Origin of the sequence: Salinivibrio sp. ML323 (assembly GCF_001995745.1) — a bacterium.
Lineage (GTDB): Bacteria > Pseudomonadota > Gammaproteobacteria > Enterobacterales > Vibrionaceae > Salinivibrio > Salinivibrio kushneri.
Map to the genome: position 1 here is coordinate 1 of NZ_MUES01000044.1, position 10,540 is coordinate 10,540.

Here is a 10,540-nt window from a genome sequence, read left to right on the forward strand (position 1 = left end):
GGATATAACTGATAAAAATAAAAAATCCCGCTTGATTTTCACCGAAGCGGGATTTTTACATGATATAAACGATAACTAGCTTTGGTAAACCATTCGCCACTCTCGCTCACCCGTATGAGGATCGGTTTGCTCGCGGTCGACCACAAATCCATGACGTAGATAAAAGGCGTAGCTGGCCTTGTTCTTCTGGTAAACGGTCAAATCAATGACGGTTTTTTGTTGCTTAGCATGCATCAACAACTGGCTACCCACGCCTTGCCCCTGCTTATGCGGCGCAACAAAGATCGCTGCCAATGTTTGACCATGCATAGCGTAGAATCCCTCGATGGCTCCATCTCTCTCTACCACCCACACTTCTGCCATCGGCAAATAGGCTGATCGCATCGCCTCACGCTGCTGATACCAAAAATCGTCATCAATAAAGTCATGCGCTTTTAATGATGCATTCAACCAGATATCAAGTACCGCATCGGTGTCCGCCGGACGCATACGGCGCAAACTATGTGGCGAGTTGGGGGTGGGTATCATGGCGCCTCCTGATTATTGGTCTGACAGCAGTGCAGGATTAGTCACTCGGTTCCTTACACCATGAGCATGGCGTTCATCAAATACATTGGCATGACACCAACGCTGCAAACTAGCAGTACCAACTTTCTTGACGTGTGGACGGACACGCCATGTGACTTGGAAAAGAGTGCCTTTGTGCGAATAGATTTTGATCAACTCAGCGCTTTGGTCATAAAGTGCAGTGCATGATCGACAGGATAGTCCGACAATGTCATCTGGCATTGATAGCCATGCTTTTCATAGAAAGGTTTGGCTTGAAAGCTTAAGGTATCAACGAACGCCATTTTACAACCCATCTCCTTGGCGTACTCTTCCAAGTTACTCAATAAGTGGCTCCCCACGTGGCGATGGCGGAAGGCATCATCGACCCAAAGGTATTTAATCAATAGCCATTGCCCCCACGTGTTGGCCACCACGCCACCGATACGTTCATCATTATCGTTATAGGCATAGCCGGCAAGAGAGCCTTCAGGAAGGCCAGCTAAAAACGGGGCATTGCTTTGCTGAAGCTGTTGGCGAATGGCGGTAATATTATCGTCACTCGGGCTCGCGTCCATGCGGTATTTCATCGGCTTAGCTATCCAGGCTGTTCAACACAGCAACGAGTATGCCTTGGGTGGCATGGACTGTCTGTGCCCATGCGCACCCTATTAACGATTACTCGTGATGGATCGGCTTTGCCGCCACAGAGCACTGCGTGGTGACAGTAAGTTTGGGCCAATGTGTCAGCCATTGCTTGTCATCAAGGCGGTGCTGAAAAACGTGCCATGGGCGGGCAGGATTATGGCTAAGCTTAAGTTCAAATAAAGATTGAACCCCAAAGGCGGCGATGACTTCGCAGCGTTGGTTCATATCAAGGCGCACCGCAATCGCGGTTTCTTTCTCCGGCCAAAAGCGCATTGCATCTAGCGTACTCGCGTAAGGAGGATCTTGGTGCTTCTCGTGCATTCGCGCCTGGTTACGTACCTGCCAAGTCATTTCTGGCATGGTTTTTTGCAGTAGCTGCTCTAAATATTGTTCGCGCTCTCTACTCGTCTCTTCAGGATCGTAGAAGACAACATCGATATCATTGAGCGCACTCGGGGCATATTTGTGCAACGCATCCCAAACCAGATTCCGGATAAATCCGGCAGCAATATAGCACTGAGGGAGGTTTAAAGCTTGAACACAGCGAAGCGCACGCATTCTTGCCGGATCAGCCTCAATCAAATCAATTAAGGCACGCCGATAGGTTTTCTGACATAAAAAGAACTGGTGCTGATGACGTTTACGGATCCGACGACGCTTCATGGGTTAATCACCGTGGCGGACGTGTTCATAAATTGAGCGTGATACATGGTAGTTGTACTGCCTGGCAATTTTTTGGGCCAAAAAAAGCTGTGGTAATTCAAATAGCACTAAACCAACCAAAATCAGAGCGAAATACGGCTGACTCATCACTAAGCCGATAACGGCGATCACCAATAACGTACATTCTACGATAAACAACCGGTACTTTCGCAAGTAAAGATGATGGAACCCCCCTAAGAAAGCCCAATTGAGTGCCGCATAAGTGTCTGGATCTTTCAGCTGTCTTGATTGCTCGGCAAAATAGCGTTTTTTCTGGCTTTGGGTCAAGCCGTTCACCTGCTTCCTCAGTGCTTCTTCTTGCGCCTCCAGCGCTTCAATCGGTTGGGTAAAACGCATTAAGGCACCTCATCGTGAATTTTTTCAATCGCATTGGGGTTATTACAGCGGCGAATGCGCGCCAATCCGAGTTGCCAGCCTCGGAGTGCGCCGTATCTTTCGATCGCTTGGCGCGTATACTCCGAGCAGCTCGGCTCGAAATTACACTCAATATTGAACCGTTTCTTTGATCCACCTTTAGCTTGGTAACGATGGATCAACGTAAGCGACAAATACTTGAGCATTAGCGACCTAGGGTGACAATCACGGCCTCACGCTGCCAAAACAGCATGTAACGTTTCTTTTCGATTACTTGAAAAACAACCTGCCAGCCATCTTGCGCGTATTGATTGAGTTCGGCTTCGAGGCGTTGCAACGGCAAGCCACTTGAGCCCAGCAATAAGGTGCCGCAACCACCTTCAACAATATGAACGACTTTGTACTCGGTAAACTGACTCATTTTTTCTCCTGACAGTTAAATGGATAAAAGGGAATGTCCGGCTGGCTATTAAACGACTCACTCTTCCATTAAAGGGTTGAGTTTGGCGGTGAGCACATGATCTTGCCAACGGCCATTAATTTTGAGGTAACGGCGTGCATAGCCTTCGCGTTCAAACCCCAGCTTGGTAAGTAGCCGCTCACTGCGCGTATTGTCGGGCAGATAGTTGGCCATCACGCGATGCAACCCAACCTGCTCAAAGACGAAACGGATACCTGCTTGGATGGCTTCGTGCATGTAGCCTTGCCCTTGATAATGCTTGTCAGCGGCATAACCTAACAGGCACGCTTGAAAGGCGCCGTGAATGACATTGGTGAAATTGCACACCCCTATCACATCGTCCCGTTCATGATGCAAAATCACAAACTTGAAGGCCTGCTGCTGTTGAAACAAATCGTTCGCTTCTTGCAGCGCGCGATGCCAATAGTCTTCGCGATAAAATGCGGCAGGACGTATGGGTTCCCATGGGGACAGATGAGCACGATTTCGCTGATAAAACTGCGCTACCATGTCGGCTTTTTCTGGGGGAAGCAAAACTAATCTCGTCCTTGGCGTGCTTAGCACTTGGGCCTCCTTACATCGATTCGCGTGACGGACAGTACCAAAATCTATAAAAATGCCGCCTTGGAGGCGGCATCAGAGATTACCAGATATTCACCCGCTGATCTTCGGGCAAATACATGCCGTCACCTTCTTTTATATCAAAGGCTTCATAGAACGCAGGGACATTGCGCGGTGCACCAAGCACGCGATATTGTGGTGGCGCATGCGGACCCAACGATACGCGCTCACGCAGGGCATCTTCACGCATCTTCATTTTCCAGATCTGCCCCCAGCTGAGGAAGAATCGCTGCTCGCCGGTATAACCGTCCATCACAGGAGACGGTTCACCGTGCAACGATTTTTGATAGGCGCGGAAGGCGGTGGTCAAGCCGACTAAATCACCAATGTTTTCCCCCAAGGACACCTTGCCGTCAATGAACAAGCCCGGCAACGGTTCAAACTGGCTAAATTGCTCGGCCAGCTTTTGGGTGCGTGCATCAAAGCGCGCGCGATCCTCATCAGTCCACCAATTGGATAGGTTGCCATCGCCATCATAACGCGAGCCCTGATCATCAAAACCGTGCCCCATTTCATGACTAATCACCGCGCCGATACCGCCATAGTTCACGGCATCATCCGCATTCATATCAAAAAACGGCGGTTGTAAGATCCCGGCGGGGAACACAATCTCGTTAGCGGTTGGGCTGTAATACGCGTTGACCGTTTGTGGCGTCATGCCCCACTCTTTGCGATCAACTGGCGCACCAATCCGCGACAACATATCTTGATAGCCCCAGCGAGCAGCACGTTTGCTGTTGCCAATCAAGTCATCGGCGTTAATGGTCAGCGCACTGTAATCTTCCCATTGCTCTGGATAGCCGATTTTGGGCGTGAATTTACTCAACTTATCCAATGCTTTCGCTTTGGTTTCATCGCTCATCCACGCTAATGATTCAATCGAGTCTCTAAACGCGGCACGCAGGTTATCAATCATGGTTTCCATACGTGCTTTGGCTTGCGGCGGGAAGTAGCGGGCGACATATTCTTGACCAAGCGCTTCACCCAGCACCCCTTCGGTAGCTTGCACGCCCCGTTTCCAGCGGTCACGCTGCTCAGGAATGCCGTTGAGGGTTTTGGAATAGAACGCAAATTGACGTTCAACCAACTCATGGTTAAGGCGCGGCGCAAAGGCATTGAGCGTGCGAATGGTGAGATAATCTTGCCACGCTTGCAGGCTGGTTTGCTCAAACACCTGCCCTAATGCCTCAAAATAAGACGGCATGCGCACCACTACTTCATCGGCTTTGTCGATACCCGCGCGCTTGGCAAAGCGAGCATAATCAAACCTGCCCATGGCTTGATTAAGCGATTCAAGACTCATTTTGTTATAGGTTGCTTGGGCATCACGGCGTTTAGCGCGTGTCCAATGATGCTCTGCCAGTGTTTTTTCCAGCTGATAAATCCGATCTGCGCGTTGTTTGGCCTGATCATAGCCCGCTAAGCGCAGCATATCTTCGAGATAACTTTTATACGCGGTGCGGATACGCTCAGCGTCCTCGGTGTCTCGGAAATAATAGTCTCTATCCGGCAGGCCCAACCCACTTTGGCTCAGATATAGAGCGTTATAGTCAGGGTTTTTCGCATCGGCCCATGCATAAAAACTAAACGGGATCCCAACGCCAACTCGTCGCAAGTCGGCCATCGCGTAAATCAACGCAGGCTTCGAGGCAATCGCCGCAATACGATCAAGCTCAGGTTTGATTGGTGTCACCCCCAAGGCATCAATTTTGTCTTTGTCCATATAGCTAAGATAAAAATCACGCAGCTTTTGCTCATTGGAGCCAGGCTTGAGATCATCACGCGCCACCAGCTCATCAATGATGCCTTTCAGACGCTTTTCATTCTCTTCAGCTAAAATACGGAACGCACCATAGCTGGACATATCACTGGGGATTTGGGTTTGGTCGTACCAAGTGCCATTGACGTGACGGAACAAGTCATCCTGTGGGCGAACCGATAGATCAAAATCTTGCAGATGCAGACCTGATTCGCGCTGCACCTGAACCTGTGCGGCCTCAGCCGCCTGCACCGTAGTTGATGAAACGCTAAGCCCCATGCCGAGTACAACACTCAGTGCGACACGCGTCAGTAACAGACGTTTTTTCGGTGTTTTTATCATTTTCCTTTCCTATATGACTCAGTCACTTTCCCTGTTCACTACCGTGGTGATGCCCTCACGTCTAAATCGCGATTGAGCACCAAGCAGTGGTAATCTCGTCCTTCATCTTGCTCGGGTTCAAAATGGGAAATACGACAGAACCCTTGCTGATACCAGAATCGAAACGCGCGAATGTTTTCGGCGTAAACATTCACACCCATGCGTCGATAATCCCCATAAGCTTGCACGGTGTCAATCACGCTCGCAACCGCTTCGCTGCCATAGCCATGCTTTTGATATCGTGGAGAAATAGTGAGCATGGGCAGCCAAACACTCTGTGCATCGGGCGCATTGAGCGAGATTTGTAGATAGCCAATATCTTTACCGTCATGGGTCTGAATGCGACGAAGGTAAAAGGCTTCTTCTACGTCGGGCGCCTTTTTCTCCGCACTGTCGGCAATTAATGATTGGTAGGTGGATAACGACCAAGGTTTAAACGTGGGATCTTGATATTGCAGATGCTGATTTTGCTCAAAAAGCGCTTTGACACGCTTTGCATCGCTATATTCAAACGGACTAAAACACAAACGCTTAGAGCGCCATGTAGCTGGGAACATGCTCAATTCCTATTCTATCAGCGCATACATTGATTGATATCGCGCTACGTACCTTATCCAGACTGCATATTACGCGTTTCGCTGCCAGTGGTAATCCATTTGCTTGGCAACGCGCAAGGCTAAATCCTCGCTGTGCAAATCAGCCACCAGCTGCAAACTCATATCAATACCCGCAGAAATGCCCGCGGAGGTAAGATACTTTCCATCCCTCACCCAGCGCTTACCTGGTACCACGCTTAATGGCGGATAAGCGCGGCTGAGCTCGTCCATATCTTCCCAATGCGTGATCACTTTTCGACCATCGAGTAATCCAGCCTCTGCGTGCTCATACACATAAATACCAATATTCATCGTTTGTCCTTACATCCATGTAGGGGCGATTATGACGACGTGGCTGCGAGGCGTGTTTTCTCCCGCACCGATAACAAAAGCATACCGATGCTGGCACACATAGCCATAGCGATAACAAGCGACCAAGTAACCGAATAACCGAACGTGTCGATGACATAGCCAATCAATACAAAGCTTGGCATCAGCAATAAGCTACGCAACGTGATCAATACCCCTTGAATACGACCGCGATGACTCGCCGGTGAGTTGTTGGCAAGATATACGCCTTCTTTGGTGAGGACCAACACCTCGCCAGCGGAAAGAAAAAACCACGCTAAAAAGTGAACGGGGATCGTGGGTGCCAACATCACAAGCCCATAACCCAGCACAAATAAGAGTCCTGAATAGGCCAACGCCATCGTCTCAGTATGTCCAGATGTCGCGCGAAGCAATAGCGGCGTGATGATCACCACCAACACGCACGCATACGTCATCAATTGACCAAAACGCACGGGCCCTTCTTGGCCAAATAAATGACTCAGATAAAGCGGGCTAGCCATCGTCATTTGGTTCAACGCAAACCAAAGCATGCCGCAAAGTAAAGTGAACACAATGAGATAAGGACGTGATTTAAGCACCGACCAGACACTGCCTTCTACGGCGCGCTCAAGGTCAGACTCAGACTCGGGGACGGCTTGCTCGGTCACATTGACCAAAAAGGCAACCACAAGAATACCCACCAAGACGGCAAGCCCGTTACCAAAGAAAATCCACTCAGTGTGCTGCCAAAACAAATAGCCCGCTAAGATGGGGCCAATCGCTGAACCCAAGTTATAGGCAAGGTAACTAAGCGACATCACCGCATCGCGATTGCCTGCGTGAGATAAATCGGCCACCAATGCATTACTGGCCGGCAACGCCACACCAATAAAAAAGTACGCGGCGAATAATAACGCCGGCACCATCACCGGGGCATCGGGTGCAAACCCGCACACCAGCAGCAAGATAGCGCCGACACATTCCCCCGCCACCATAGTGTTTTTATGGCCTACCCAATCAGAAAGCTTGCCACCAATAAAACTCCCCAGCAGGTACAAGCCAGTAATACTCATCGCTAATGTACCCGCCAGCGACGCGGAGTAGCCGAGCTTATCGGTAAACAAAAGCACGAGGAAAGGAATAATAAAGTTGCCCATCCCGAGGATCATGCGGGCCAGTGCAACGTAGTAAATATTGCGGTGCAATCCTTTATACATCGCCACCGCAGAAATAATCTTGTTGATTGTCGTAATCGTTAAACGTCCGTGTTAAAAAATCAGCACATAATGTACATGATTGATAAATTTATAAAAACTCGTTATTCACTAACGACCAATGGTGCGGCATGAGCTCGCGGATAGTTTTAAAAACTAGCTGGTTATCTGGCGTAGAAATCGCGGCTTTTGCACGATTATCGTGCCCAAAAGAGGTAAATACGTGGCTTGCGCTTTTCTGTTTTTCGAAAAAATAAAATCCCTAATATGGTGGCTACGTTTCGACCTCTCCAGAGACACACCGATGGATGATAACGCTCGGCAACTGCTTAACCATCTATGCCACGGCTATGACCAATTGGCCCAACGTCACCAGACGCGCGCTTTTCCAGAGCTCTCCACCGCGATCAAGCACCCACTCGGCTATTGTCTGATTCACTGTCCGATCGGTAGTCAGCGATTATCGATTGTTTCGCTACAATTTACCCCCAGCGTTCGCGGCCAAGGGGTGCTGACGGCGTTTATCGATTATATTCAAGCGCATCCGCATCACTACCGCGGCATTGAAGTTGCCACCATTCAAAATCAAAGCTTAGCGAAACGGCTACTGGCACTGGGTTGGCGATATAAGTCTGCCCTAACCAAGCTATTTCGCGCCAACACACCCACCTTGGTGCATGATTTCTAATCAAAATACGGAAGTTTTCGCTAAGTAGGGTTCCTATTATTAGCAACGTCTTATTATTCCCAAGGTATTACAAATAAGCGTCAAACCCAGTTCGTCAAGCGACGGTTACTTAAAGCAGACTTCCGCCCAACGCGCTAAGCCCGCGGTAACTGAACCAAAGTAGTCGCCACTCACTAAAGGAATGTTCGGCAGCTCTGCTTGTACAGCCTCCCGTAAGAAGGGCGAGCGTGCCGAGCCACCTGTCATAAAAATCACGTCGGGCTTTACACCGGCCTGAGCGACCACATCGTGCACTAAGGCGATCATCTTACGTTTGGGCGCCTCAATCATGTTATCGCGCGTTACATCAACGTCCACGCGCTCGGAGAACAATTGAATACCCGCTCGGTATGCGGCTTGATCCGACAACGCAATCTTTGCCTCTTCCGCACGACGGACAATGTTGTGACCCAGTGACTCGTGATACACCTCAAGCAAACGGGCCAGTTTATGTGGCTCTTGCGCTTGCTTGTGCAGCCCTTTGAGCACCGCCAAGTTTTCAAACGCATAGAAATCGTTTTGCGCTTGTACGTTGTTAATCGCGATGGGGTTGGAAAACTGCGTAATCGGCATCTCAATGCCAGACTCCATTTTGCTACCCATCCCAAACGGGAACATCATTTGTTTGAATGCCAACGCAATATCTAGATCATTACCGCCAATACGCTGGCCTTTGTGCGCTAACAAACTTGCACTGCGATCGCTACTACCGCGCCATGATGGCCCCATCTCAATCAACGAACAGTCTGTGGTCCCCCCACCGATATCGACCACGAGAACGATTTGGTCTTCGCTCAGTGTCGCTTCATAGTCTAGGCCAGCAGCGACTGGCTCAAACTGAAATTCAACCTGTTTAAAGCCCGCCCGCTTAGCCGCATTGTGCAATATACCTTCGGCTTGGTGGTTTGCCGTCTCGCCCCCACGGCCTTGAAAGTTGATCGGCCGACCAATCACCGCATCATGAATACTCTGTTGGGTTTGGTGTTCGGCTTGCGTTTTGATGTTATCCATCATTGCGCATACGAGGTCTTCAAAAAACCGAAGCTGGGCATCACGTAAACCTGACGCGCCAAGGAAAGATTTAGGCGATTTCACGTAGTACATATCGCGCGGATCATCGAGATAACGATCGAGCGCCGCTTGACCAAACGCCATGTCCTCCGCCTCAAGTTCAATGCTTTCCTCTCGGTTTACATGAATGGCGCGGCGCAACATCTGCTCGCCAATCGTATCTAGCGGCTTGATGCCCCGATGACGAAACAGATACTCAGACACAGATTCGCGTGTAGGTGCGGCAAGGGAGGAAGGAATAAACGTGCTGTCCCCTTCTAGACGTAACAGCGTCGGCTGACCGTTCTCAATCTTCGCCACCGAACAATTGGCTGTACCATAGTCAAAGCCGATATACATAAATCCCTCTCACCGCAGAAAAAGTCGGCAATGCTACCTCAACCGTCGCGGGATTTCTAACATCCGTGTACAGAGGCCAATCAGTCGCGGCGTCGCTGCGAAACGCCACGCGTTGACAGTCCCTCTTGAGGCGTTTGTTAGCTGCCCTACTTGCATCTAGTGTTTAGTTTCTTTTGCCGGAAAGTCTTCAACATTTCCTCGTGCCTCACATCCAAATATATACTCGCCATCTTGCTCTCTAACCCAGTGATTCCCAACAGCCCTCAAGTCATCTGAAAACTTCGACTTTTTCCGCTTAACTAGCCGTTTAACTTCAATTTGAGCTTGCTTTGGTCCTTCTCCCAACCGCTCAATTAGCTCGCGTTCAAATTCATCTGTTTTATTCCAAACGTCGATCACCACAGCATTCCATGCCGCTATTACGATGGAAATCGCCGCTTCGAACTCTTCCTTCGAGTGGCCGTCGGGCAACTGAAGAATAATTGATTTACCAAACTCCAGAATTGTATGTGATATTTTTGTATTTGGAATCATCGCTTTGCCTGATTTCAGCTAACGCCTCAAGAAGAGGCGCCAGATTGCTGACGAACCCCGCCTTTTTAGGCGGGGTTCTTTTTGATAAGCGGCCGTAGGCCGCGATCGCGATATTTTTTGTTAGAGAGTGGTCGCTACCGACCAACGCCCAAATTGGCGGATAGAAGCCAGTATTTGCCTTATATCCGCCATATTAAAGCCGCATTTTCTTAGATAGCTCACCACTAACGCTATCTT

At 49.6% G+C, this 10,540-nt stretch carries 14 protein-coding genes and 1 pseudogene; 1 reads left to right on the top strand and 14 read right to left on the bottom strand.

The genetic code is table 11. From position 1 onward, the window contains the following. Nucleotides 1-75: 75 nt before the first annotated feature. The 12 genes and pseudogenes from BZG13_RS14590 to BZG13_RS15555 all read right to left on the bottom strand — a co-directional run. Nucleotides 76-528, bottom strand: coding sequence for a GNAT family N-acetyltransferase (locus tag BZG13_RS14590; RefSeq protein ID WP_077487141.1), 453 nt, complete (start codon nt 526-528; stop codon nt 76-78). A 191-nt stretch (nt 529-719) separates the two neighbouring features. Further along, on the bottom strand, nt 720-1,136 hold the full coding sequence (locus BZG13_RS14595) for a GNAT family N-acetyltransferase (protein ID WP_077487142.1): 417 nt from the start codon (nt 1,134-1,136) through the stop codon (nt 720-722). Nucleotides 1,137-1,224: 88 nt separating this feature from the next. Then, entirely contained in the window at nt 1,225-1,752 is a 528-nt protein-coding gene (locus BZG13_RS14600; protein WP_077487151.1) for a nucleotidyltransferase family protein, read from the bottom strand. A 108-nt stretch (nt 1,753-1,860) separates the two neighbouring features. Then, nucleotides 1,861-2,253 carry a hypothetical protein gene (locus BZG13_RS14605; RefSeq protein WP_069362675.1) on the bottom strand — a complete coding sequence of 131 codons (393 nt, stop codon included), beginning with the start codon at nt 2,251-2,253 and terminating at the stop codon, nt 1,861-1,863. Beyond that, entirely contained in the window at nt 2,253-2,477 is a 225-nt protein-coding gene (gene yidD / locus BZG13_RS14610; RefSeq protein WP_021022755.1) for a membrane protein insertion efficiency factor YidD, read from the bottom strand. Before yidD ends, BZG13_RS14605 begins: the two co-directional genes overlap by 1 nt. After that, nucleotides 2,477-2,692 (bottom strand): DUF4177 domain-containing protein, encoded by a 216-nt coding sequence (locus BZG13_RS14615; protein WP_069362674.1) that lies wholly within the window; start codon nt 2,690-2,692, stop codon nt 2,477-2,479. Before BZG13_RS14615 ends, yidD begins: the two co-directional genes overlap by 1 nt. Before the next feature lie 57 nt (nt 2,693-2,749). After that, entirely contained in the window at nt 2,750-3,295 is a 546-nt protein-coding gene (gene rimJ, locus BZG13_RS14620; RefSeq protein ID WP_077487143.1) for a ribosomal protein S5-alanine N-acetyltransferase, read from the bottom strand. A 79-nt stretch (nt 3,296-3,374) separates the two neighbouring features. Further along, on the bottom strand, nt 3,375-5,453 hold the full coding sequence (locus BZG13_RS14625; RefSeq protein ID WP_077487144.1) for a M13 family metallopeptidase: 2,079 nt from the start codon (nt 5,451-5,453) through the stop codon (nt 3,375-3,377). 38 nt (nt 5,454-5,491) lie between these two features. Continuing rightward, the gene (locus tag BZG13_RS14630) at nt 5,492-6,049 is read right to left on the bottom strand and encodes a GNAT family N-acetyltransferase (protein ID WP_077487145.1); all 558 of its coding nucleotides are present in this window, start codon (nt 6,047-6,049) and stop codon (nt 5,492-5,494) included. A 69-nt stretch (nt 6,050-6,118) separates the two neighbouring features. Next, nucleotides 6,119-6,400: a hypothetical protein gene (locus BZG13_RS14635; protein ID WP_077487146.1), complete on the bottom strand. Its 282-nt coding sequence runs from the start codon at nt 6,398-6,400 to the stop codon at nt 6,119-6,121. Between the two features lie 29 nt (nt 6,401-6,429). Next, nucleotides 6,430-7,635: an MFS transporter gene (locus BZG13_RS14640; protein ID WP_077487147.1), complete on the bottom strand. Its 1,206-nt coding sequence runs from the start codon at nt 7,633-7,635 to the stop codon at nt 6,430-6,432. Between the two features lie 88 nt (nt 7,636-7,723). Further along, nucleotides 7,724-7,822, bottom strand: a pseudogene (locus tag BZG13_RS15555) (cytidine deaminase); the annotation flags it as partial. A 114-nt stretch (nt 7,823-7,936) separates the two neighbouring features. On the opposite strand from BZG13_RS15555, the gene BZG13_RS14650 reads away from it, so the two are divergent. After that, nucleotides 7,937-8,320 (top strand): hypothetical protein, encoded by a 384-nt coding sequence (locus BZG13_RS14650; protein WP_077487148.1) that lies wholly within the window; start codon nt 7,937-7,939, stop codon nt 8,318-8,320. A gap of 105 nt (nt 8,321-8,425) precedes the next feature. Here BZG13_RS14650 and yegD read toward each other — a convergent pair whose 3' ends face one another. Then, complete coding sequence (yegD, locus tag BZG13_RS14655; RefSeq protein ID WP_077487149.1) at nt 8,426-9,769, bottom strand: molecular chaperone; 1,344 nt, start codon at nt 9,767-9,769, stop codon at nt 8,426-8,428. A gap of 156 nt (nt 9,770-9,925) precedes the next feature. Continuing rightward, on the bottom strand, nt 9,926-10,303 hold the full coding sequence (locus BZG13_RS14660; protein ID WP_077487150.1) for a hypothetical protein: 378 nt from the start codon (nt 10,301-10,303) through the stop codon (nt 9,926-9,928). Nucleotides 10,304-10,540 lie beyond the last annotated feature (237 nt).

Coding starts and splice junctions, on each gene's coding strand:
- BZG13_RS14590 (WP_077487141.1), bottom strand. CDS start 528: ATGATACCCACCCCCAACTCGCCACATAGTTTGCGCCGTATGCGTCCG.
- BZG13_RS14595 (WP_077487142.1), bottom strand. CDS start 1,136: ATGAAATACCGCATGGACGCGAGCCCGAGTGACGATAATATTACCGCC.
- BZG13_RS14600 (WP_077487151.1), bottom strand. CDS start 1,752: ATGCGTGCGCTTCGCTGTGTTCAAGCTTTAAACCTCCCTCAGTGCTAT.
- BZG13_RS14605 (WP_069362675.1), bottom strand. CDS start 2,253: ATGCGTTTTACCCAACCGATTGAAGCGCTGGAGGCGCAAGAAGAAGCA.
- yidD (WP_021022755.1), bottom strand. CDS start 2,477: ATGCTCAAGTATTTGTCGCTTACGTTGATCCATCGTTACCAAGCTAAA.
- BZG13_RS14615 (WP_069362674.1), bottom strand. CDS start 2,692: ATGAGTCAGTTTACCGAGTACAAAGTCGTTCATATTGTTGAAGGTGGT.
- BZG13_RS14625 (WP_077487144.1), bottom strand. CDS start 5,453: ATGATAAAAACACCGAAAAAACGTCTGTTACTGACGCGTGTCGCACTG.
- BZG13_RS14630 (WP_077487145.1), bottom strand. CDS start 6,049: ATGTTCCCAGCTACATGGCGCTCTAAGCGTTTGTGTTTTAGTCCGTTT.
- BZG13_RS14635 (WP_077487146.1), bottom strand. CDS start 6,400: ATGAATATTGGTATTTATGTGTATGAGCACGCAGAGGCTGGATTACTC.
- BZG13_RS14640 (WP_077487147.1), bottom strand. CDS start 7,635: ATGTATAAAGGATTGCACCGCAATATTTACTACGTTGCACTGGCCCGC.
- BZG13_RS14650 (WP_077487148.1), top strand. CDS start 7,937: ATGGATGATAACGCTCGGCAACTGCTTAACCATCTATGCCACGGCTAT.
- yegD (WP_077487149.1), bottom strand. CDS start 9,769: ATGTATATCGGCTTTGACTATGGTACAGCCAATTGTTCGGTGGCGAAG.
- BZG13_RS14660 (WP_077487150.1), bottom strand. CDS start 10,303: ATGATTCCAAATACAAAAATATCACATACAATTCTGGAGTTTGGTAAA.